General features: G+C 36.9%; 24 protein-coding genes. 14 read left to right on the top strand and 10 right to left on the bottom strand.

The window, feature by feature from the left end; translation table 11 throughout:
* Nucleotides 1-8: 8 nt before the first annotated feature.
* The 4 genes from asnS to Q0465_RS00265 all read right to left on the bottom strand — a co-directional run bounded on the left by asnS (nucleotide 9) and on the right by Q0465_RS00265 (nucleotide 4,173).
* A complete protein-coding gene (gene asnS / locus Q0465_RS00280; RefSeq protein ID WP_298611182.1) occupies nucleotides 9-1,454 on the bottom strand; it encodes an asparagine--tRNA ligase in 1,446 nt (481 codons plus the stop codon).
* Nucleotides 1,455-1,657: 203 nt separating this feature from the next.
* On the bottom strand, nucleotides 1,658-2,782 hold the full coding sequence (hemW, locus tag Q0465_RS00275; protein ID WP_298611180.1) for a radical SAM family heme chaperone HemW: 1,125 nt from the start codon (nucleotides 2,780-2,782) through the stop codon (nucleotides 1,658-1,660).
* A 23-nt stretch (nucleotides 2,783-2,805) separates the two neighbouring features.
* Nucleotides 2,806-3,414: a lipid-A-disaccharide synthase N-terminal domain-containing protein gene (locus tag Q0465_RS00270; RefSeq protein ID WP_298611178.1), complete on the bottom strand. Its 609-nt coding sequence runs from the start codon at nucleotides 3,412-3,414 to the stop codon at nucleotides 2,806-2,808.
* Between the two features lie 18 nt (nucleotides 3,415-3,432).
* The gene (locus tag Q0465_RS00265) at nucleotides 3,433-4,173 is read right to left on the bottom strand and encodes a glycosyltransferase (RefSeq protein WP_298611176.1); all 741 of its coding nucleotides are present in this window, start codon (nucleotides 4,171-4,173) and stop codon (nucleotides 3,433-3,435) included.
* A 146-nt stretch (nucleotides 4,174-4,319) separates the two neighbouring features.
* Between Q0465_RS00265 and pyrH the strand changes: the two genes are divergently transcribed.
* The 9 genes from pyrH (at nucleotide 4,320) to Q0465_RS00220 (ending at nucleotide 12,777) form a co-directional block, all read left to right on the top strand.
* Nucleotides 4,320-5,030: a UMP kinase gene (gene pyrH / locus Q0465_RS00260; protein WP_298611174.1), complete on the top strand. Its 711-nt coding sequence runs from the start codon at nucleotides 4,320-4,322 to the stop codon at nucleotides 5,028-5,030.
* Nucleotides 5,031-5,131: 101 nt separating this feature from the next.
* Entirely contained in the window at nucleotides 5,132-7,012 is a 1,881-nt protein-coding gene (dxs, locus tag Q0465_RS00255) for a 1-deoxy-D-xylulose-5-phosphate synthase (protein ID WP_298611172.1), read from the top strand.
* 21 nt (nucleotides 7,013-7,033) lie between these two features.
* Nucleotides 7,034-7,735 (top strand): Crp/Fnr family transcriptional regulator, encoded by a 702-nt coding sequence (locus Q0465_RS00250; RefSeq protein WP_298611170.1) that lies wholly within the window; start codon nucleotides 7,034-7,036, stop codon nucleotides 7,733-7,735.
* A 210-nt stretch (nucleotides 7,736-7,945) separates the two neighbouring features.
* Nucleotides 7,946-9,148 carry a pyridoxal phosphate-dependent aminotransferase gene (locus Q0465_RS00245; RefSeq protein ID WP_298611168.1) on the top strand — a complete coding sequence of 401 codons (1,203 nt, stop codon included), beginning with the start codon at nucleotides 7,946-7,948 and terminating at the stop codon, nucleotides 9,146-9,148.
* Nucleotides 9,149-9,213: 65 nt separating this feature from the next.
* A complete protein-coding gene (locus Q0465_RS00240; RefSeq protein WP_298611166.1) occupies nucleotides 9,214-10,359 on the top strand; it encodes a 1-acyl-sn-glycerol-3-phosphate acyltransferase in 1,146 nt (381 codons plus the stop codon).
* Nucleotides 10,360-10,401: 42 nt separating this feature from the next.
* A complete protein-coding gene (locus Q0465_RS00235; RefSeq protein ID WP_298611165.1) occupies nucleotides 10,402-10,584 on the top strand; it encodes a hypothetical protein in 183 nt (60 codons plus the stop codon).
* Nucleotides 10,585-10,593: 9 nt separating this feature from the next.
* Nucleotides 10,594-10,869 carry a hypothetical protein gene (locus Q0465_RS00230; RefSeq protein ID WP_298611163.1) on the top strand — a complete coding sequence of 92 codons (276 nt, stop codon included), beginning with the start codon at nucleotides 10,594-10,596 and terminating at the stop codon, nucleotides 10,867-10,869.
* Between the two features lie 27 nt (nucleotides 10,870-10,896).
* On the top strand, nucleotides 10,897-12,417 hold the full coding sequence (gene gltX / locus Q0465_RS00225; protein ID WP_298611161.1) for a glutamate--tRNA ligase: 1,521 nt from the start codon (nucleotides 10,897-10,899) through the stop codon (nucleotides 12,415-12,417).
* Between the two features lie 9 nt (nucleotides 12,418-12,426).
* Entirely contained in the window at nucleotides 12,427-12,777 is a 351-nt protein-coding gene (locus Q0465_RS00220; RefSeq protein ID WP_298611160.1) for a DUF4870 domain-containing protein, read from the top strand.
* Nucleotides 12,778-12,804: 27 nt separating this feature from the next.
* Here the strand turns inward: Q0465_RS00220 and Q0465_RS00215 are convergent, their stop codons facing one another.
* Nucleotides 12,805-13,311: a YdcF family protein gene (locus Q0465_RS00215; protein ID WP_298611158.1), complete on the bottom strand. Its 507-nt coding sequence runs from the start codon at nucleotides 13,309-13,311 to the stop codon at nucleotides 12,805-12,807.
* Nucleotides 13,312-13,537: 226 nt separating this feature from the next.
* Here Q0465_RS00215 and Q0465_RS00210 point away from each other — a divergent pair, with 226 nt between their 5' ends.
* Nucleotides 13,538-14,731 (top strand): hypothetical protein, encoded by a 1,194-nt coding sequence (locus Q0465_RS00210; protein WP_298611156.1) that lies wholly within the window; start codon nucleotides 13,538-13,540, stop codon nucleotides 14,729-14,731.
* Here Q0465_RS00210 and dusB read toward each other — a convergent pair.
* On the bottom strand, nucleotides 14,707-15,696 hold the full coding sequence (gene dusB / locus Q0465_RS00205; RefSeq protein WP_298611154.1) for a tRNA dihydrouridine synthase DusB: 990 nt from the start codon (nucleotides 15,694-15,696) through the stop codon (nucleotides 14,707-14,709). The two genes, Q0465_RS00210 and dusB, sit on opposite strands and share 25 nt — an antisense overlap.
* A gap of 205 nt (nucleotides 15,697-15,901) precedes the next feature.
* Here dusB and Q0465_RS00200 point away from each other — a divergent pair, with 205 nt between their 5' ends.
* From Q0465_RS00200 to Q0465_RS00185, 4 genes are all read left to right on the top strand, one after another.
* Complete coding sequence (locus Q0465_RS00200; RefSeq protein ID WP_298611152.1) at nucleotides 15,902-16,414, top strand: hypothetical protein; 513 nt, start codon at nucleotides 15,902-15,904, stop codon at nucleotides 16,412-16,414.
* A 266-nt stretch (nucleotides 16,415-16,680) separates the two neighbouring features.
* On the top strand, nucleotides 16,681-17,166 hold the full coding sequence (locus Q0465_RS00195) for an RNA polymerase sigma factor (protein ID WP_298611150.1): 486 nt from the start codon (nucleotides 16,681-16,683) through the stop codon (nucleotides 17,164-17,166).
* A 39-nt stretch (nucleotides 17,167-17,205) separates the two neighbouring features.
* A complete protein-coding gene (locus tag Q0465_RS00190) occupies nucleotides 17,206-18,081 on the top strand; it encodes a hypothetical protein (protein WP_298611148.1) in 876 nt (291 codons plus the stop codon).
* Between the two features lie 51 nt (nucleotides 18,082-18,132).
* A complete protein-coding gene (locus tag Q0465_RS00185; protein WP_298611146.1) occupies nucleotides 18,133-19,089 on the top strand; it encodes an outer membrane beta-barrel protein in 957 nt (318 codons plus the stop codon).
* A gap of 145 nt (nucleotides 19,090-19,234) precedes the next feature.
* Here the strand turns inward: Q0465_RS00185 and Q0465_RS00180 are convergent, their stop codons facing one another.
* From Q0465_RS00180 to Q0465_RS00165, 4 genes are read right to left on the bottom strand one after another with little or no spacing between them, the layout of a single operon-like run.
* Nucleotides 19,235-20,329, bottom strand: a complete 1,095-nt coding sequence (locus Q0465_RS00180; protein ID WP_298611144.1) for a bifunctional 3-deoxy-7-phosphoheptulonate synthase/chorismate mutase type II — start codon at nucleotides 20,327-20,329, stop codon at nucleotides 19,235-19,237.
* Nucleotides 20,330-20,363: 34 nt separating this feature from the next.
* The gene (locus Q0465_RS00175) at nucleotides 20,364-21,203 is read right to left on the bottom strand and encodes a prephenate dehydrogenase (RefSeq protein ID WP_298611143.1); all 840 of its coding nucleotides are present in this window, start codon (nucleotides 21,201-21,203) and stop codon (nucleotides 20,364-20,366) included.
* A 43-nt stretch (nucleotides 21,204-21,246) separates the two neighbouring features.
* Nucleotides 21,247-22,440, bottom strand: coding sequence for an aminotransferase class I/II-fold pyridoxal phosphate-dependent enzyme (locus Q0465_RS00170; protein WP_298611141.1), 1,194 nt, complete (start codon nucleotides 22,438-22,440; stop codon nucleotides 21,247-21,249).
* Nucleotides 22,441-22,472: 32 nt separating this feature from the next.
* On the bottom strand, nucleotides 22,473-23,297 hold the full coding sequence (locus tag Q0465_RS00165) for a prephenate dehydratase (protein WP_298611139.1): 825 nt from the start codon (nucleotides 23,295-23,297) through the stop codon (nucleotides 22,473-22,475).
* Nucleotides 23,298-23,478 lie beyond the last annotated feature (181 nt).

Here is a 23,478-nt window from a genome sequence, read left to right as displayed (position 1 = left end):
TTAATTAATTAAAAATCAGCATTTTTGGGAGTACGGGGAAAAGGTATCACGTCTCTTATATTTCCCATTCCTGTTACAAACAATAACAAACGTTCAAACCCCAAACCAAAACCGCTGTGTACAGCGGAACCAAACCGGCGGGTATCAAGGTAATAAGACATTCCTTCAGTAGAAATACCGACTTCTTTCATCCGGTTAACCAGTTTATCATAGCTTTCTTCCCGCTGGGAGCCTCCGATAATCTCTCCGATCTGAGGAAAAAGTACGTCCATAGCAGCAACTGTTTTCCCATCCGGATTTTGCTTCATATAAAAAGCTTTTATTTCCTTCGGATAACCGGTTAAAATAACCGGTTTCTTAAAATGTTTTTCCACCAGATACCGTTCGTGTTCGCTCTGTAAGTCTACTCCCCAACCCGAAACCGGATATTGGAATTTACCATTTTTATTCTGTTTACTATTCATTAATATTTCAACAGCTTCGGTATAAGAAACCCGTTCAAAAGAATGAGTTAAAACAAAATTTAACTTTTCGATTAACTCCATGGAACGCTCTTCTGCTTTCTTATTTTTTTCTTCTTCCTGTAAACGGGCACTTAAGAATTTTAAATCATCCATACAATGATCCAATGCATACTGAATCAAATATTTCAGAAAGTCTTCGGCTAAATCCATATTATCCTCCAGATCATAAAAAGCCATTTCTGGCTCTATCATCCAGAACTCAGACAAATGCCTGGTCGTATTTGAGTTTTCAGCCCTGAAAGTAGGTCCGAATGTATAGATTTTTCCCAACGACATGGCTCCCAATTCTCCCTCTAATTGTCCACTCACTGTTAAATTCGTCGCTTTTCCAAAGAAATCCTGTTTGTAATCAACTTCTCCATTTTCATCTAAAGGAGGATTTTTCGGATCCAATGTTGTCACCCGGAACATTTCTCCGGCACCTTCACAATCTGAAGCCGTAATAAGAGGAGTATGTAAATAATAAAAACCATGATCGTTGAAATATTGATGAATGGCAAAAGCCATTGCATGACGAATACGGAAAACAGCTCCGAAAATATTCGTTCTGAACCGTAAATGAGCAACATCCCGCAAAAACTCTAACGAGTGCTTTTTAGGCTGTATAGGATATTTTTCCGGATCAGCTTCTCCCAATATGACTAACTCTTGAGCTTGAATTTCATGAGATTGTCCGCTACCGCTACTTTCAACCAAAACACCTTTTACATAAATGGCAGCACCGGTTGTAACTTTTTTCATCACTTCCTCCGGGAAATTAGCCATCTCTACAACGATCTGTATATTGTTTATAGTAGAACCATCATTTAACGCTATAAAATTTACCTGTTTATTTCCCCGTTTGGTCCTTACCCAACCTCTGATTTCCACTTCCTTATTGCAATCTCCCGATTGTAATAAGTCCTTTACTGTTACTTTTTGTGCTTTCATTTCTTTTTAAGTTACAACCATTAAAACAGTTATAATAAACGTCGCCGTTTTAAATTATTAATTGTTAATACAATTTATATTCCGTGAATTTGCAAAAATAAAGAATAAACAGCAAAACGACAAAAAAACCGCATATACCTTGATGCAATTTATATATTTTAATGTCATTCTTCTTTTAAAATATAGCTTTATTTCTTTTTAAATCAAAAAGTCGCAAATAAATCACAAAAAATATAGTCCGATACTAACCATCCCTGCTCCGTCAGTAATAAATGATTTCCTTTCACTTCCGCCCATCCCTGCCGAAGATATCCGGGAATATGAGATTTTGCCAAAGACCAGTATTTCTCATACGCAGACTGAAGAATATCCAGATTTACCCCCCACATTGTACGCAATCCCGTCATAATATATTCATTATATAAATCAACATCTGTTAATTCCTCAAAATCAAATTGTAAAATATCATTATCTAAACTTTCACAATATATTTTTATATTTGTAATATTCCATTGACGGGAATTTACATTAAAGGAATGAGCTGAAGGTCCAAAACCGATATAAGGCTTCCGGTTCCAATAATTAGAATTGTGAACAGCATATTTCCCTTCACGGGCAAAATTAGATATTTCATAATGTTTAAACCCCATCTCCCGCAGTAAAGCCGAAACGGTCAAATATTCTTCTGCCAGTATATCGTCCTCCGGAGGAGAAAAAATCCCTTTTTTAATTTGCCGGTCAAAAACAGAACCTTCTTCTATACTCAAAATATATACCGAAACATGGGAAACAGGTAAATGTCGGATTTGGTTTAAATCTGCTTTTACATTTTCCAGAGTATTCCCCGGCATACCGATAATAAAATCGATACTGATATTCTCAAATCCGCATTCAGCCGCACAAAAAATTCCGTCAATAGCCTGTCGGGCGGTATGAGTCCGGTTAATCTTCTTTAAAACTTCTTCATTAAAAGTTTGGACACCAATGCTCAAACGGTTAAAACCGAGTCGTTTCCATTCATTCAGTTTAGCCCGCGTCATATCTTCGGGATTTATTTCTATCGTTCTTTCTCCGCAAAGCGGAAACAATTTCGTTTCCTCTAACTTTTGCAAAATCATTTGAAGTTCATCGGAATCCAGATAAGAGGGTGTTCCTCCTCCCAAATACAACGTTTCCGGTTTATAAATGCCTAAATAATCTTTTCTTAGCTCTATTTCCCGGCACAAAGCACGAATAAAAGCCTTTTTCAAAACAACAGAAGCAACAGAATAGAAGCCACAATAATAACACTTACTCCTGCAAAAAGGTATATGTACATAGATTCCCATATGCTTTCCGAAAAAATAAATTATTACCTGTTCCGCTGAAGCAAATATATATTCCGGCTATATACCAACAAACCTGTAGATTGTCCGAGTATTAATACCGGGTCCCGCCGGTAAAGTGCATAAGCAACAATAATCAGAGAACCCGTCAGACTGATCAACCAAAAACCCAATGGTAAAACAGATTCATTTTTTCTACGGGAATACAACCATTGATAAACAAACCTCAACGTAAATATTATTTGCCCCATAGAACCAAACACCAGTAACCACAAAGGAATATCATCATTCCGGAAAAACTGATTGACGAAAGCAGGCAAATCTTTCAACATATATAGTAAGACAGCTACCGGTGTTAATAACAAAACATAACGGATAACAGCCGGACATTTTCGCCAGCTTTCCTTTTTATCCAAATTCCAGATATAAATATAATAAGAAATCAATTGTCCCAGAATAATAGCAAAATCATCCCGCAGCCAGCCATATATGAACAATAAATAAGCACCTAACAAACTAAGTTTCCAAAAAATAGAAGGAGAAACAACTTTTTTTGCTTTTTCCGACATAATCCACTGCAGCAACAAACGGGCTGAAAAAAGCAACTGTGCAAGGAAACCAACTACATAGATCATATACACATCTCCACTGAACTAAAGGATTTCACATAAATTATCCGTACTTACTTCATAATTGATATACCGTTTTTTCATCCACCGGTAGGCAAAACAATCCTTAAAAGGTCCTGCCAGACGGTTCCACAAATGATATTTCGATTTCCCGGCAATCCGGGGGAAGTGCCGGACAGGGACTTGCTTTACCTTCCCGTGCTGTAATTGTATCAAAGCAGGTAAGAAACGGTGCATTCCGGTAAAAAAGGGGATTTTCTTTGCATATTGAGTATGGAGAATTTTCAGAGGACAACCGGTATCTTCCACTCCGTCATGCGTCATAGCCCTGCGAAAGCCGTTCGCCACCCGGGAAGACATATTTTTTACAAAACTATCTTTCCTACCGGTCCGGATTCCCATCACCATTTCATAATCGTTTACATATTCTAACAGCAAATTGAAATCTTCAGGAGCCGTCTGCAGATCAGCGTCAATATAACCCACATATTCAGAAAAAACATTGTCAATACCTGCTTTCATAGCAGCACTCAGCCCTCCGTTCTTGACCAGACTTAAATAAAAAAAATCATCTTTCCCTTCACAAGCCTTTTTCAGAAGTTGTTCGCTCTGATCCGTAGAACCATCATTTACAAAAAGAATACAGGATTTAAATTTAGAGATCTGTAAAAAATGAGATAACTCCGTAGTCAAGCGTTGAATATTACCTTCTTCATTATAGACAGGAACAATAATTGTCAATTTATAATTTGCAGTTTTATTCATAACTTAAATTTTCATTCATTTCATTCAAGAATAACGCAAAATTAATTAGCTTTGCTCTACTTTTAGAGTTCTCCTTCAAAGGGAAAATAATTTTTTAATCCTCCTGAAACGGGATATTTTATCTTAATTAAATAAAGTACAAAGATATGAAATATAAACGGATTCTGTTAAAGCTAAGCGGTGAATCTTTAATGGGCAACCAAAAATACGGAATTGACGTAACTTGTGTTGAAAGTTACGCTCGCCAAATTAAAGAAATTGCAGATATGGGAATACAAATCGGTATTGTTATCGGCGGAGGCAATATTTTCCGGGGACTAAGCGGATCCCGCAAAGGTTTCGACCGGGTAAAAGGAGACAGTATGGGTATGCTGGCAACTGTTATCAACGCACTGGCCCTCAGCTCTGCATTAGATAACGAAAAATGCAAAAATAAAGTTTTGACAGCTATCCGGATGGAACCTATTGGAGAATTTTATTCTAAAAGTAAAGCCGTAGAATATTTAGAACAAGGATATATTACCATTTTTAGTGCCGGGACAGGTAACCCTTATTTTACTACAGATACCGGCAGCAGTTTGCGGGCGATTGAAATTGAAGCCGACGCCATGTTAAAAGGCACTCGTGTAGATGGTATTTATACCGCCGACCCTGAAAAAGATCCGACAGCCACGAAATTCGACAAAATTACTTATGACGAAATATACAACAGAGGATTAAAAGTTATGGATCTGACTGCCACAACCATGTGTAAGGAAAACCACCTGCCCATTCTTGTATTTAACATGGATATAGAAGGGAATCTGAAAAAATTAATGAGCGGAGAGGAAATCGGTACACTGGTATATGAAAAATAAGTATTTCAAGCCATAAGGCATATATTGCGATAAAATGCTATTCCTTACGGAACAGAGAATATAAAAATGAATAGACTGTTTATTCTCCTCTCAGGACTGATATGATTTTAGACAAGATAAATACCCCCGAAGACCTTAGGCAACTGCCGGAAGACTCCCTCTTACCATTATGTGCGGAAATCCGGCATAAGATTATTGAAGATTGTGCAGAGAATCCCGGACATCTAGGAGCCAGTCTTGGGGTGATTGAACTTACAGTCGCTCTACATTACGTTTTGAATACCCCTTACGATAACCTGATATGGGATGTAGGACACCAGGCTTACGCCCATAAAATCCTTACCGGACGCAAAGATCAATTTAAAACAAAACGCCAGTTTGGAGGAATCAGCGGTTTTCCGAAAATGTCGGAAAGTAAATACGACTCTTTTGGAACAGGTCATTCTTCCACTTCCATCTCAGCTGCCTTAGGGATGGCGATAGCTGCAAAAATGAACGGGGAAGATGACCGTCAATCCGTTGCAGTCATCGGAGATGGATCCATGACAGGAGGGATGGCTTTTGAAGCTCTCAATAATGCAGGCATTCACAACAGTAATCTCCTGGTTATCTTAAATGATAACAATATGGCTATTGATCCCAATATTGGTGGACTAAATGATTATCTCCTGGATGTCACTACTTCCAAAACCTACAACAAATTGAAGGAAGATGTATGGCATATATTGGGAAAGCTCAATCGTATCAGCCCGGGCATGAGAAGCTTTATTCAGAATATCGATAATAGCGTAAAGTCTTTATTGTTAAAACGGAGCAATTTATTTGAGGCCATGGGACTCCGTTATTTCGGACCCGTGGACGGCCATGACGTAAATCACCTGGTAAAAGTTCTCCGGGACATGAAAAAAATCAACGGTCCGAAATTATTACATTGTATCACGGTCAAAGGTAAAGGCCTCAAACAGGCAGAAACAGACCAGACGACTTGGCATGCTCCCGGAAAATACAATAAAGATACGGGAGAATTAATCAAAGAACAAAATCCATCCCCTACTCTTAAATTTCAGGATGTTTTTGGTTACACCCTTTTAGAGCTTGCCCGAGAGAACGCCAAAATTTTGGGGATAACCCCTGCGATGCCTACAGGTTGTTCTTTGAATATTATGATGAAAGAAATGCCCGGAAGGTGTTTTGATGTAGGTATAGCAGAGCAACATGCCGTGACATTTTCAGCAGGCTTAGCGGCTAAAGGATTTATTCCTTACTGCAATATTTACTCTTCTTTTATGCAAAGGGCATACGATCAGGTCATCCATGATATTGCTCTCCAAAACTTACAAGTTGTGCTTTGCCTGGATCGGGGAGGATTAGTGGGAGCAGACGGTGCTACCCATCACGGTGCTTACGATTTGGCTTATTTTAGATGTATACCGAATATTACCATCAGTGCTCCCCTCAATGAAGAAGAGCTGCGGAATCTGATGTATACAGCCCAATTACCCAGCACCAAAGGTCCTTTTGTAATCCGGTACCCCAGAGGAAATGGGTATATGATAAACTGGAAAACTCCTTTTCAGGAATTAACCGTCGGAAGAGGAAGGTGCATGATAACAGGAGAAAAAGTCGCTGTATTATCTATAGGAGCTATCGGGAATCTTGCCCAAAAGGCTATAGCCAGAATTTCCCCCTCAACAGTCGGCTGGTACGATATGCGTTTCTTAAAACCAATAGACGAACAACTTTTACATGCGGTATTCACCAAATTCAAAAAAATCATTACCCTCGAAGACGCTACAATTATAGGAGGTTTGGGTAGCGCCGTAATAGAATTTATGAATAAATATCATTATAATGCTCAGATTGTCAGACTAGGCATACCGGATAAATTCATTGAACATGGCAGTCAGCAACAACTCTATAAATTATGCGGCTACGACGAAGAGGCCATTTATAATCAAATTTGTACTTTATTGGAAGAGTAAGATTCCTTTATTAATTGTAAGATGAAAGACGAAATAAAATTACCGAATAATTTTGAATGTTGCGAAAAATTTAAAAAAACATTTAAAAATCTTTCAGCAAAAGAACTCAATTTATTATTCAGTAACGATTCTGTAAAACATTATAAAAAAGGAAATATCGTTTATTCTGAAGGGGCCCGTATGAAGGGGTGTTATTTCGTATATAGCGGTATTGTCAAAATTTTTCAGACCGGTCATGAAGGGAAGGAACAGATCATAAAATTTGAGAAAGAAGGAGATTTTTTTGGTTTCCGTTCAGTGATTTTAAAAGAGAAAGCCTGTACTTCTGTAGAAATATTGGCAGATGCCATTCTTTATTTTATTCCGGAAAAAACGCTTTTACTCCTCATTAAGAACAACCCGGATTTTGCATATGAATTGATGCAAATTGCTTGTAAAGAATTGGGAGAATCCAATCGCTATATCCGGGATATTGCACAAAAATCAGTAAAAGAGCGCCTGGCAGAAATATTATTAATGATGGCACACGATTTCGGCATTGAAAACGACGGTACCCTTAAACTGAACATCTCCAGAGAAGATTTAAGTAATTTTGTCGGTACAGCTACCGAAACAGTCATCCGTTTATTATCCGAATACAAAACCGAAGGACTTGTAGAATCAAAAGGACGAAAGATTAAACTTCTGAATATCGAAAAATTAAAAAACAGAGCCGGATTATAAAGCAATTAAAAAAACCTCATCGGCAGAAGACATTAAATAAAGTATTTCTAACAATTCCCTTATCTCATTTATTTCAAAATAATACACAGTTTCTTTATTATATATACTTTTTAAAAGAGTTCAATATTTTTATTTTTTTTATTCCTTTATCTGAAAATTATTGTAATTTAACGCGTCTTTTTAAGTCTAACTATTAATAATTAATCTAACATGCCACAAATTTCAGAAATGGGGAAAATAGTCCCGGCTTCACCTATCCGGAAGTTGGTTCCTTATGCCGACCGGGCCAAAGAAAAAGGAATTAAAGTATATCATCTGAATATCGGTCAACCGGATATAGAAACACCTCCTATTGCATTAGAAGCGGTGAGGAAAATGAAATTATCTGTTATTGAATATACTCCTTCGGGAGGGAATCATACACTAAAAGTAAAATTAGCAGGATATTACCAACATTTAGGTATTAATGTTCATGAAGAGGATATTTTAATTACGACCGGGGGATCTGAAGCAATTTTATTTGCTTTTATGAGTACCTTAAATCCAGGTGACGAAATTATCATTCCGGAACCCTTTTATGCAAATTATACGGCTTTTGCCGTTATGACCGGAGTAAAAGTAAAAACCGTAACTTCTTCCATTGAAAATAATTTCGCTTTACCTCCGATCAGTGAAATTGAAAAACAAATTACTCCCGCAACAAAAGGAATTGTAATTATAAATCCCAACAACCCAACCGGATATTTATATTCTAAAGAGGAATTGGAAGAGTTGGCTAAAATTATCAAAAAATACGATTTATATTTATATTCAGACGAAGTGTACAGGCGCTATTGTTATGACGGCTTAAAACACTTTTCTGTAATGAATTTACCAGGCATTGAACAAAACGTTATTCTATTCGATTCAATGTCCAAAAGATATAGCGAATGCGGTATCCGGGTAGGGGCAATTATTACGCGTAACAAAGAAATTCTGGCAACAGCTTTAAAATTCGGAATGGCCCGTTTGTGTCCCCCCGCACTAGGACAAATAGCAGCCGAGGCCTCTCTGGATACTACCGATGAATATTTTGCAAACGTTTACAATGAATATATAGAAAGAAGGGACTTCATGGTAGATGCTTTAAATAAAATGCCGGGAGTTATTTGTCCCAAACCGAAAGGAGCTTTTTACTCTATTGTAAAATTACCCATTGACGATGCAGACCGCTTTGCAAAATGGTTACTGGAAGATTTCAGTTTTAACGGCCAAACTGTTATGGTAGCTCCTGCCAGTGGATTTTACCATACACCAGGCTTAGGAAAAAATGAAGTCCGGATAGCTTACGTTTTAAAAATCAGTGAACTGAAAAAAGCTATGGAAACCTTGGCTCAGGCTTTGAAAGAATATCCCGGAGCACAGCAGGCATAACAGATAATTTTTCTATCTTTGCAGCTCAGTGGAGCTGCTATTAAGATTTTTTAGAAAAAACAGATATGGTATCGGATTCGGAATTTGACAGTATTAGACCCTATGTGGGAAGTGAAGTTATTGCTGCTGCTCAAAGGCTCAGTAAAGCAAAGGCATTTTTATCCGTTTTCACACAACTTACTCAAATCGATGAAAATGTGATCGCTGCCTCACTCAAAGATATCCATACAAGGGATGAATTTCAATGCAAGTTTTTCGGACCGGCGATTCAAGCTGTAATGGATCATACCTCCGGCGGGGTAACTGTCAGCGGATTGGAAAATCTGAGACAAGATACTTCCTATCTGTTCATTTCTGACCACAGAGATATTATTTTAGATTCCGCTATATTGAATCTGTTATTGAGAAAAAACGGTTTCAAATATACAGAAGCTGCTATTGGGAGTAATCTTCTGGTTAACGAGTGGGTCACTGATCTTGTAAAATTAAACTCCTGTTTTATAATTGAAAGGGATATCCCTGTAAGAGAAATGATCGTCAGTTCTGCACTCCGTTCCAAATATATACGGACAACGATAGAAGAAGGAAAAAATTCGATATGGATTGCCCAAAAAGAAGGAAGGACGAAAAACGGAGACGATAAAACACAACCCAGTTTACTGAAAATGTTTAAAATGAGCGGCCCTAAAGATTTCGCAGAAAATTTCCGGCAGCTCCGGATTGTGCCCTTATCTATCTCTTATGAATGGGAACCTTGTGATGATCTGAAAACCAGCGAATTATACACAAAAACAGTCAGCGAATACATCAAAACTCCTGAAGAAGATATGAAAAGTATGCAAACCGGACTGGCGATGTATAAAGGAAGAATTAGTTTTGTTATAGACAAACCCATTGATGACGAACTGGATGCAATAGCCAGTTTGCCATCCAATGGGGAACGCTTAGAAGCCCTTGCCCTGCTGATTGATTCAAAAATCCATAAAAATTTTAAATTGTGGCCGAATAATTATATCGCTTACGACCTTTTGCATTCCGTCAACAAATTTTCTAATTTCTACAATGAAGCGGAAAAAGAAAAATTTATTTATACGATGACCCAGAAAATTGACAAAATTGAAGGAAATCGTTCCCTGTTAAATAATATTTATCTGGAAATCTACGCTAACCCTGTCAAAAACTGTCTACAGCTCACAGACGTAGAGAAATAAAATTCATGCTGTGTTTAAAACTTAAACGAAAAACGAAAATCTATGAAAACAGCCCGTTTACTGATTATTCTTGGTGCATTTTTAATCATGATTTCCAGTGTATTCAGTCTAATGACAACGACAGACCGGACTCCGGTATATATCAATATCTTTGCGATGCTAAGTTTAGCAATTGCCGTTTCAGTCATGAATTTCCAAAAAAACAACAAAAAAGACCGAAGATAAAACTTTGAGATGTATAAAGTAAAACGTACGATATACCTGAAAGATCGTAATGTAGATATTTGGTTAGGATTGGTAAGCAAAACGAAAAATGGAAAAAACGGGAAGTATACAGTTTATCTGCTTACAGACAACCCGGACAATCCTTTTAATCATGCAGAACCGATCCTAAGCGGCATTACATCGAAAGAAACAGCAATCCGGAAAGGAATCGAATTTACTAAAAATTTATTGCAGAATATTTCAGATAATACCCTCACTTCCGGTAAAAACGAACGGAAATTATAAAGTGATTTTACATCAAAATTTGCCATAATGGAAAGAAAAGTAAGAGTCAGATTTGCTCCCAGTCCGACAGGGGCCCTTCACTTAGGCGGGGTAAGAACAGCCCTTTTCAATTATTTATTCGCCCGTCACCATAAAGGGGATTTTCTTTTGCGTATAGAAGACACCGACCAGACAAGATATGTACCCGGGGCAGAGGAATACATCATAAAATCCTTAGAATGGTGTGGTTTAAAGGTGGATGAAGGGGTCGGAGCCGGGGGAGAATATGGTCCTTACCGCCAAAGTGAAAGAAAAAACTTATATAAACAATATGCATTACAATTGGTAGCATCCGGTCATGCATACTATTCTTTCGATACGGCAGAAGAGTTGGATAATTACCGGAAATCTTGTGAAGCCCAAAAAGAAACGTTTATTTACAATGCCGCTACACGGGTAAAACTCCGGAATTCCTTAACCATGGATACAGATAAGGTCCAAAAATTGCTGGAAGCAGGAGAGCCTTATGTAATTCGTTTTAAAATGCCTGAAAACGAAGAGCTTCATTTAAAAGATATTATCCGGGGAGAAGTACGCTTCAACACGGCCTTATTAGATGATAAGGTTTTGTTTAAATCCGATGGAATGCCTACATATCATTTAGCCAATGTAGTAGACGATTACTTAATGAAAATTACTCATGTCATCCGGGGTGAGGAATGGCTTCCTTCCCTTCCGCTGCATGTCCTCTTATACAGAAGTTTCGGCTGGACAGAAGTAATGCCTGAATTTGCCCATCTTCCGTTAATCCTGAAACCGGTAGGAAATGGAAAATTGAGTAAAAGAGACGGAAATAAAATGGGCTTTCCTGTATTCCCCATGCAGTGGACAGACCCTGAAACCGGAGAAATATGGCACGGATATAAAGAAGACGGATATTTTCCGGAAGCCTTTCTCAATATGCTTGCCCTACTCGGCTGGAATGACGGAACGGATAAGGAAATTTTTTCCATGGAAGAATTGTGTCAGGCCTTCTCATTGGAAAGAGTTCACAAAGCCGGCTCCCGATTTGATCCGGAAAAAGCGAAATGGTTCAATCATAAATACCTGATCAATAAACCGGATTCAGAACTTGCCAGCCAATTAAAAGAGATACTGAAAAGGAACGGAATTTTTACAGACGATACCAAAATAGAAAAGGTATGTGGTTTGATGAAAGAACGGGCAGACTTTGTAAAAGATATTTACAAGGATAGTTTATTTTTCTTTGTTACTCCGGAAGAATACAATGAAAAAGACGTAAAAAAATACTGGAAAGAAGAATCGTTACCCCTTATGCAGGAGTTATACAACCTGCTCAGCAATATTGAAGATTTTTCTTTTGCCAATACAGAAAGAATTATATCTGAATGGATTACGACAAAAGAAATCGGTTTTGGTAAAGTCATGAACCCCTTTAGAGTTGCTATTGTAGGAGCTGCAAAAGGACCACATATGTTTGATATTATCGAAATTATTGGTAAAGCTGAAACATTAAAACGACTGGAAAAAGCATTAAATACACTTTAACAAACAAATATGGAAAATACAATCTCTGATGCTGAAAAACAATATGCGATGTTCATTCATATTTCACAATTTGCAGGAGTAATTATTCCTGGATTAGGATGGATTTTGCCCTTAGTACTGTGGTTGACAAGGAAAGATACTTCTTCCTATATTGACGCTAACGGGAAAATAGTAATGAATTGGATCATTTCTTGTTTTCTTTATGCGATAGGAGCCTCTATTCTGATATTTATACTCATTGGAATACCTTTGTTAATTGCCTTGGGAGTATGTAGCCTCGTATTTACAATTATTGGTGCAATACGCGCTAATGAAGGTATACTCTGGGCATACCCTTTAAGCATTAAATTTATAAATTAAAGGATTATATCTTGTATTGACGTTTCGTTAATACAAGATATAATTATTCGCCTGTAATTCCCGGAGGGCTTGTTGTTCATGCTGTAAAAAAGGAAGCAGTTCCTGAGCAGTCAAACTGGAAAGAGCAGGAATAAAGATGGTAGCCGGGTAGTGCATTATAATATCGTGTAAAATTTTCACCCGCTTCATATGAAAATCGGAAGTAACAATTAATAAAACATCAGGCTGTTCCTTTTCAATTATTTGTTTTGACATCCTGAGGTCTTCCACCGTATTAGAAGACAATACAAACTCAAGAAAAGCTTCTTCTTTCACCCCTTTACGTAAAAGATACTGTTTACTGTAATAACCATGCGGAAAAGAAGTCGTATTGAATTGTTCTCCAAATCCGCCGGTACAGATGAAACGAACATTTTCGTTATAAGTATACAGATTCAAAGCACAATCCAAACGATCTAAAGCCATTGGACTTAAATTTCCGTTTTCATCATTAGGTGCTCCTAATACCAAAATAATATTCTTCTTTGTTATCATTTCATCCCTTTCATTTATATGTCCAGAAGGAAATCCCATTCCGGATGTTTATACAAAAATAATTATAAATAAATGGTTCATTACCGATAGTCTGTTTAAATATCAAAAGAAAACCTATAAAATCATCTTTTTTAAGTTATCAAAAAATTACCCGTTTAAACAGTTACTTTCTATTTTATTTGTAACTTTTCTGCCCGTTTGTACGTCATTTATAAAATGAATTTTTATGAAAAATCTTTTTCTTTGCTTTGTGTGTCTGTTTTTAACCCTGTACTCTCTTACTTTTGCTCAGGCTGGTGAATACCGAATATACGGATATATCTCTACAGTAGAAAACAATGTACTTTCCGGTTATATTACCTGGGGAAATAATCAATTATACTGGACAGATCTTTTTCAAGCTCAAAAACCTGTAAATCCCTATGCACATTACTTCAGCCCGGAAGATGGTGTGACATTCTTCAATGAAGGCTCGATCTCTACTGTACCTCCCCAGCATCTGTTTGCTTGCAGATTCGGAAATATCAAGTCTATAATATTGAGCGGTTTTAATCAAATAACTCTTCAAACGCAGAAAGGTTATGAATTTTTTTTGGAAAAGGGGCATTTTAACGATATAAACATACCGCTCATTGTTCAAATATCAGAACAAGAAACAGTAAAAATCCCCTGGGAAAAAATAGCCAAAATTGAATTTACTTCCTCTCCTGATTCTTTTTGCCCGCCGCTCTCCGTTCCGATAACCGGAATCCTCCAAACCAAACAAGGAATTTATAAGGGACTTATCAGCTGGAATAATAAAAAGACGATCACAGACGTATTTAAAGCCAAAACGAAGCAGGGAGAAATCAATATACCTTTCGCCCAAATCAAAAAAATAGCCAAAATCCCGGATCATTATCAACTTATTTTAAAAAACGGAAAAGAATTTGATTTACAGACAATAGACAATTTAAAAAAAATTACAGTGAATATGCCCAATACAGGTATGGTAACCATTTCTGCCACCCAATTAGAGGCATTGACTATAGAAGAAATACAGTTGCCTTCCTATTCTGATTTTTCCGAACAAACGCTTCTTTCTGGAGAAATTTTAACTCGTAAAGGAGAAAAAGTAAAAGGACAAATGGTTTATGATCTGGATGAAGGGATGAATTTTGAATTATTGGACGGAGAAAACGACAATATCGAATATAAGATTCCATTCAAATATTTAAAATCCATCGAACCGAAAAATTATAAATATTCTTATATCACTCTTACGAACGGAGCTGCCCTTAGCTTGGGAGACTCAGCGGATGTAAATTCAGAAAACAGCGGTGTTTTAATAATTCCGGAAAAAAGTATACCCGTTTATATTCCCTGGAAAGAAATCAGTAGAATTACGTTTGAACATCAGCATTTTTCACCCTCCAGATAGCGTTGCCGGATCAATTCAAAAATACGCCAAAGTTCTGATATCGATTCGGCCCTCAGCATTTGTATCCGTAAATCCCGGAAATGAGGCAAACCCTTAAACATGGCAGCCATGTGCCTGCGCATATGAAGAATACCTCTTACTTCATCTATCCAGTCAACGGATAATAATATTTGTTCTTTCAAAATGTCAATTTGCTCCGATACGGATAAATCCGGTAGTATTTCTCCGGTCTGAAAATAGTGTTTTATCTGTTTAAAAATCCATGGATGTCCTATAGCTGCCCGCCCGATCATCACAGCATCCACTCCGTATTTCTCAAAAGCTTCTTTAGCTTTTTGTGGAGAAACGATATCCCCGTTTCCAATAATCGGAATCCGGATTCTCGGATTATTCTTCACTCTCCCAATAGGCTCCCAATCCGCCTCTCCCGAATACATCTGGGAACGGGTACGTCCGTGTATGGCCAAAGCTTGTATTCCCACATCCTGCAAACGTTCGGCAATGTCTTCTATAATAATATGTTCACAATCCCATCCCAAACGGGTCTTAGCCGTAACCGGAATCTTCACAGCTTTTACAATCTGTTCAGCCATCTCTATCAAAAGGGGAATATCTTTCAACAAACCCGCACCCGCTCCCTTCTGAGCCACCCTTTTCACAGGGCAACCAAAATTTAAATCAATAAAATCCGGTTGCACTTCCTCAACAATCCGGGCAGCTTCAACCATAGAATCAATATAGCGTCCGTAAATCTGAATCGTCACAGGACGTTCCGCTTTTTCTATAGTCAATTTCTTCAAAGACTTATTGACCGAACGTACCAATGCATCCGCAGAAACAAACTCTGAATATAACCAATCTGCCCCAAACTCCTTACAAAACTTCCGGAACGGAGGGTTGGTCACATCTTCCATGGGTGCCAACACCAAAGGATATTCTCCCATTTCTTTTCCCGCTATCTGCATATATAAATGAATGTATTGGATTAAATATTATCTTTCAATTCTTAACCTTTAAACATTTTCCCGGTAAAGATGCTCTTTGCAAAGCAAAGAATAAATATGTTAAAGCATCATAAAATCAATAATTTATAGGCTTAGAGTATTTGAATACATCTGATTATTAAATAAGTTTGCTGCAAAAATAACAAATTATACTATTCCGAAAATCATGCTTATAATAAAATTACTTTTGTTTTTTCTCAGCCTTTTGCCTACGGATGCCCGTTGGCAAAGAATTCAAACAGATCAGCATATCTCTTTTCTATTCCCCAATAATGTACAGAAATTACACAAAGAAACAAATGAAATTCATTCTTACATCTATCAAACCAAAGACCTGACTTGTGTTTTCGGAGTGGTATGTTCTGATTTTTCAAATCAAAAAATTTCTTTTTCAGATCCGGATAACACATTGGCCATATATGAACAACTGAGAAAAGGATCTATAGATATGGAGACAGCTATTTTAAAAAATGAACAAACAGTTCCATACGAAAATATGCTGATTAAAGAAATTGAATACTCCATTATTAAAGACAAATATGAGATGACTTACTTTAAACGATTTATATTCAGGAATAATATGGTCTATCAAATTACAATCGGAGCTAAAACCCGGCATCTTGATATATTAAAAGAAGAAAGGGAAATCTTTTTTAATTCCCTCTCTTTTACAGACTGAATAAAATGTCCTCAACTACCTGTCTATGAAAAAACTTCAGTATTCCAGGCAATCTTACATTTGCAAGGAGCCGGAATTATCAATTTATATTTACACCTATAAAGGAAACCGATATTCAGAAGTAGGGAAATACCTTTCCCCTTTAACATTTTCATGGGTCGCCTTATTCTTGTAATGTATTATCAATATTTTTTCCCTTTTTAAATCCCTTAAAAACGCAAAATAATCTGTAACTTTTCCTTATATTCGTTCGTCTCATACATGTTATGACAAGGAATGAATATAACCTAAGTGTAGATAAATTTTCGGACGATGTATTTCGCTTCATTTATAAAACCTGCCGTAATAAAGAGTTAGCTGAAGATATCATCCAGGATAGCTATATGGTGTTGTGGGAACATGTCAGGGAAATTACATTCGAAAAAGCAAAAGCTTTTCTTTTTACTACTTCTTATCACAAAATGATTGATACATTCCGTCGTGAAAAAAAGAGTGAAGATATCGAGAATATAAATCCAGAACAGTATTTATCCACCACACAATCTCCCGATTTACAAGAAATTTTAGAAATTGCATTAAATAAATTATCTCCGGTTCAGAAAACTGTTATTTTATTGAGAGATTACGAGGATTATTCTTATCAGGAAATTGCAGACATCACTCATCTATCTGAAAGTCAAGTAAAAGTTTATATTTTCAGAGCCCGTAATTATATGAAAAAATTCATACGAAAACCGGATTTAATACTGTAAAGAAGAAATATGTCTATTGAATCGCCTAATTGATTTAAAATGATTACTCAAGAAAATTATGAAGTATATTTTACCGATTATCTGGACGGTATATTGAAAGAAACGGAAATAGCAGAATTAAAAGCTTTTCTGTTGGCACATCCCGAATTATCAGAACTTTTAGAGGATATTGAAAATATAAAACTTCAAAAACCCGCTCTTACTTATTCACATAAAGAATTACTGAAAAAAACAGAAATCCAGGAATGTCCTGATTATTATGCTATCGCAGCTGCCGAAAAGGTATTGACCAAAAGTGAAAAACAACAATTGGGAAAACGATTAACTGAAAAAAGTTTCCGTACGTCTGTTCTCTTTTACCAAAAGCTACGCCTGAAACCGAATTTAGATATTCAGTTTAATCACAAAAACAAACTTTACCGGAAGAAAAACAAACATTTTATTTTTATCCGGTTAAGTTCTATAGCAGCTCTGTTAATCGTATTTTTCCTCATTCGTTTATACACCCCTCAATCCATAGAAAAGAGTTCTGTTATCAGTAATAAACGGGTAACAATACTTCCTTTAGTCGTTTCACCCGCTTACACCACCTCTTTACCTATAGTATGTCACAAACAAACATTTGAATTAGCTGACGTAAGAACGGTAAAAAGGATAAGGCCAGGAATCCCTCCCATTCCTTCCTCTACGGAAATTCCCGCCCTTCTTCCCCTCCCGGCAGAGGCAAAACTTCAAGAAATAGCAATGAACAATTCTCCGGAAATGATCCTTACAGAATCTGCCAAAGCCTGGAAATCTTCTTCCAACAATGTCGAAACCAAAAATATATTTACGTCAGTCGTTCACGCCGGCCGAAACCTCACCCAAAAGATCAAAAAAACAGGTAAAAATAGAGATACCTCTGTAACAAATTAAAATCTCCATCCGTCCTATATTAAAATAATAGAATTTAAGAAATATAATAAGATGAAAACACTTTTATCCTTTTTTACAATTTTTCTGACATTAAACGTAATGGCTGCTAAAATTCAAGATTCTGTCATCCTTGAAGAAGTAAGACAAACAAAAAAAACAATTAAAACGACAGCTGATCTTCAGGATTCCCTGAGATCGGACAGGGAAATGCAAATTACTGATACTTCAACTTCATTAAAAAAATCTAAAATACGGATCCTTTCTTCTTCCCATAACGGTCTGTCTATTATTAGTTCAGGGAATGACACAGAAATTGAGATTCTGGGAAATCACAAATATAAAAACAGAAAATCCAAAAGTCATCAAAAATTTAACGGTCACTGGTGTGGCTTCAATTTTGGATTTGTAAACTTTACCCATACAGATTACTCTGATTATCCTGTGGGAGAACAAAATTTTATGGAACTGGATTATGCAAATTCCTTTGTCATGCAATTCAATATTTTGCAACAGAGCATCAATTTAGTTCCCCGTAATAATTTTGGATTAATTACAGGATTAGGGCTTGAATATCAGCGTTTGCGTTTTGAAAATAAACACCAGTCTATTACATTGGATGAAAACAAAAGAGTTGTACCTTATGCTATTCATCCGGACTGGAAAGTAAAAAGAAATTCTTTTAAAACACTTTATCTGACTGTTCCCCTCTTAATGGAAGTACAATTTCCGGCAAGAATCAGAAAAAAGATACATATTTCCGCTGGTTTTATGGGAGGAATCCGACTTCACTCCAAAACAAAAATCGTGTACAATAATCTCAATGGCAATAAGAAAAAAGAAAAAAATTCCGGCAGTTTTAATATGGTACCTGTAAAAGCAGATGTAGTTGCACGAATCGGTTATCACAATTTAAATATCTGGGGAAGTTATACGCTGACCCGTATGTTCCAATCCAACAAAGGACCAGAATTGCATCCTTACAGCTTAGGGTTAGGAATTAGTTTTTAAGGCATTGATTTTTTGCGAAATATCCCAAGGGATATTTCGCAAAAAATTAAATTAGAAAGAACGGCTGAAAGAAAAAAAGAAGAAGAATACAAAAAAGAAAACTGACCGAAAATTTTACTTTTCGGTCAGCCTCTTTTTTCGTAATTTATTGATTCATAATTTCTGTTTGACGGTCGATAGAAGCCTGGTGAATTGCTTTAAAGACTTTTTCCAGAAATTCTTCATTTAATCCTTTTTCTTTTCCTTTTTGGAACACTTTCTCCAAAATTTTATCCCAACGTCCGGGCTGTAGAATAGTGATATTATTTTGTTTTTTATATTTTCCGATTTCAGCAGATACACTCATACGACTTGCTAAAATCTGCAGTAATTCATCATCCAGTTCATCAATACGGGCCCGTAATTCGTCAATATTTTCTTTATATTCCATATTTTCACTATCTATATTCCGAATAATCAAACGGGATAAAATTTCCGAAAGGGAAGAGGGTGTAACTTGCTGCGCTGCATCACTCAGAGCAATTTCCGGACAAATATGCGATTCTATAATTAAGCCGTCAAAACCTAAATCCATAGCTTGCTGGGAAACTTCCTGTATATATTCCCTTTTACCGGAAATATGACTCGGATCACAAATCATAACGATATCCTTATAACGACGTTTAATCTCTATCGGGATCTGCCACTGAGGAGTATTTCTGTATTTTGCTTTTGTATAAGTAGAAAAACCCCGGTGTATGATTCCAATTTTCTTTAACCCTGCCAGATTCAAGCGTTCCAGAGCTCCGATCCAAAGTTCTACATCAGGATTTACCGGATTTTTAACTAAAACAGGAATATCTGTCCCTTTCAGCGCATCAGCAATTTCTTGCATAGCAAAAGGATTTGCCGTTGTACGGGCTCCGATCCACAACAAATCGACCCCTGCCTTCAATGCTTCATATACATGCTTTACATTCGCTACTTCGGTTGACGTTTTCATTCCCAATTCCCGCTGTACACGGCGCATCCATCCTAAGCCATCTGATCCAACACCTTCGAAACAATTCGGACGGGTCCGGGGTTTCCAGATACCGGCCCGCAAAACATTTACCCCTCCGTTTTTTAATGCCTTTGCTGTTTCAAACAATTGCTGTTCGCTCTCTGCACTACAAGGTCCTGCAATGATCAAGGGTTTTTTCGTATCCGGAAAAATTCCCCATTCATTTACTTTTACTAAATCCAATTGAATAGCTGCCATAAAATTTATTGTTATATGTTTTTAATTTATATTCTTAACGGATAATTCTCTTTATCTTATTAGCTTTATGTATCAACTCTCTTACTCCTCCTTCATTATAATCGGATATATTTTTTTTAAATTCCTGCAATTTTTCAATATAAGTATCCAATACTGTCAATACATTCTCTTTGTTTTGAGAAAATATGGGAGCCCACATATCAGCATTGCTTTTGGCCAAACGTACTGTGGAAGAAAAACCTCCTGAAGCCAAATCAAAAATGTTCTTTTCATTTTTTTCCTTCTCCAAAACCGTCAAAGCCAGAGCAAACGAAGAAATATGAGAAATATGAGAAATATAAGCTGTATGCACATCGTGATGAGCTGCCCGCATATATATAATTCTCATATTCAGACAATCATACATACTTTTTACTAATTCTACAGCCCGCATATCGGAATCCTCCGCATTACAAATGATCCCTGCACGCCCATCGAAAAGTCCGGACAAAGCCGCCCAGGGGCCCGAATACTCAGTACCAGCCATAGGATGAGCAGCTACGAAATTTTTACGGTTCGGATGATAATGGACCATCTCATTGATTTTTTCTTTCGTAGAACAAACATCGGTAACAATTTGTTTCTCAACTTTATCCAGAATCTGTGGGATCAAACGGATAGCAGCACTGACCGGGGTCGCAACGACAATAATATCACTTTTTCCGATACAATCGTCCAAATCTACTATTTCATCTACTAATCCGATCTCCTTAGCTGCTGCTGCATGTAAATGATCGTTTTCTACCCCCACTATCTTATCTGCAAATTTTCTCTTTTTTAAATCGATGGCCATAGAACCTCCGATCAAACCTATTCCTATTATTCCTACTTGCATAAATTTTTTCTTTAATTTTTATGATTTATACCGCTTCATAAAACTAACACCAGGAACCGTGGCATAATTCTGCATGGTATAAATTATTTTTTATCCGTTCATATGCCTCTTTCAAAACAGGACGCTTGGCACAAAGAGAAATACGAATGTAGCGTTCTCCGTTACTTCCAAATATAAAACCAGGAGTAATAAACACCTTTGCTTTTTGCAATATAAAATCCGTCAATTTTTCTCCACTTTCCCATTTTTCTCCTATTTTCCCCCATAAAAACATGCCGCTGCTATTTTTGTCGTATGTTGCACCCAATAGATCTAAAATATCGCCTGCAAGCTGTTTACGCGCCTTATATTCTTCATTTAAAGCCGTATACCAGCTGGCATCCAGAGACAAGGCCTTCACTGCCGCTAATTGCATCGGCTTAAACATACCTGAATCCATATTGCTTTTTACTTTCAATACGTTGGCAATAACTGCCGGATCCCCTGCAATCATTCCAATTCTCCAACCGGCCATATTATGGGCTTTACTCAAAGAATTTAATTCAATACAACATTCTTTAGCCCGGGGTACACTTAAAATACTCAGTTGTTCCTCATTGAGAATAAAACTGTAAGGATTGTCATTACAAATTAAAATTTTATGTTTTAAGCCAAATTCCACCAACCGGCGATACAAAGCTTCCGTTGCCCTCGCTCCAGTCGGCATATTCGGATAATTTACCCACATCATTTTTACTCCGCTTAAATCCATCCGTTCCAAATTTTCGAAATCAGGCATCCAATCGTGCTCTTCTTTCAAATCAAAAGGAATAATTTCAGCTTCTGTCAATAAAGAAGCGGAAGAATACGTCGGATATCCCGGATTAGGCACTAAAACTTTATCTCCCTTATTTAAAAAAGCCAGGGATAATAACAAAATACCTTCTTTAGAACCCGCTAACGGCTGAATTTCTTTTTCAGGGTCTAATTCTACACCATAATATTTTTGATACCATTCTGCAAAAGCTCTCCGAAGCTCCGGAATACCTTTATAACTTTGATAAGCGTGATTGTCGGGATTCTCTGCCCCATGTATCAAGGAATGAATAACCTCATATGCCGGAGCCATATCAGGCGATCCTATTCCCAAACTGATTACTTTTTCTCCCCGCCGGTTCATCTCATCTATTTCCCGGAGTTTACGGGAAAAATAATATTCACTTACGTTATTTGTTCTGTTTGCTGGCTGAATAATCATATCCTAAAGTATTATATTTTACAATTCCATTTTTATCCATTACAACTTTTATACTCTCCCATAATTTTTACATCTTCCATCAAAGGCTGTACCGCATTCATGGCTTCCTGATAACGGTTATATTCTTCAAATTTAAGATCCACATAGAAAAAATACTGCCATTCCTTACCCGGAATAGGTAAAGATTGAATTTTTGTCAGGTTCAGATCGTAAAAAGAAAAAATTGACAAAATCTGCGAGAGCCTTCCTTTTACATGAGGAATAGTAAAACAAATCGAAGATTTATCAATATCTTCTTTTTCCACACTCAATTTATCATCTAAAATTAAAAAACGGGTAAAATTCTGCTTATGCGTTTCTATACTCTCCCTGAGAATTTCCAAACCAAATAATTCCGCTGCCAGACTGGAAGCGATCGCTCCGACCCCCATCTGACGGTTAACTGCTATTTCAGCAGCACTTTTTGCCGTATCTTCCGATTCTATTAAACGGATATACGGATACTCCTGAAAAAAATTCCGGGTCTGGGCAATAGCCATATAATGAGAATGAACCTCCCGTATCTCTTCTATCTTTTGCCCCGGCAAAGCCATAAGATTTTGTTTTATACGCAAAAAAACCTCTCCCTTTATCTGTCTCCCGTATTTATGTAAAAGAGAATAATTCGGTAAAAGTCCCCCCGAAACTGTATTTTCAATAGCCATGACAGCTCCATCCGCTTTTTTCTTTTCTAAACTGGTAAACAAATCTTCAAAATTCAGGCATTCTACCACCTCAATTTCTTCTCCGTAATACAGACGGGCTGCCTGTTCATGAAAACATCCGTGTACCCCTTGAATCGCAATTTTCTTTTTCATTTTATTTTTGTTTCGTGTGTATCAGCTAAAAACCCCCGACTGTAAGCCGGGGGTTTATATAATCTTTCTTTTAAATCCAAGACAATTACAGGGCTACCGGCTACTCTTCATACAATAAAAGTAGAAATGAAAATAATAACCGTTGCTAAATCGAAATTCTATCATCTTGTTTTAATAAAAA

Origin of the sequence: uncultured Odoribacter sp. (assembly GCF_937966165.1) — a bacterium.
Classification (GTDB): Bacteria; Bacteroidota; Bacteroidia; order Bacteroidales; family Marinifilaceae; genus Culturomica.
The sequence above is the reverse complement of the archived record's forward strand: the minus strand, read 5'-3'. Positions and strand labels throughout refer to the sequence as shown.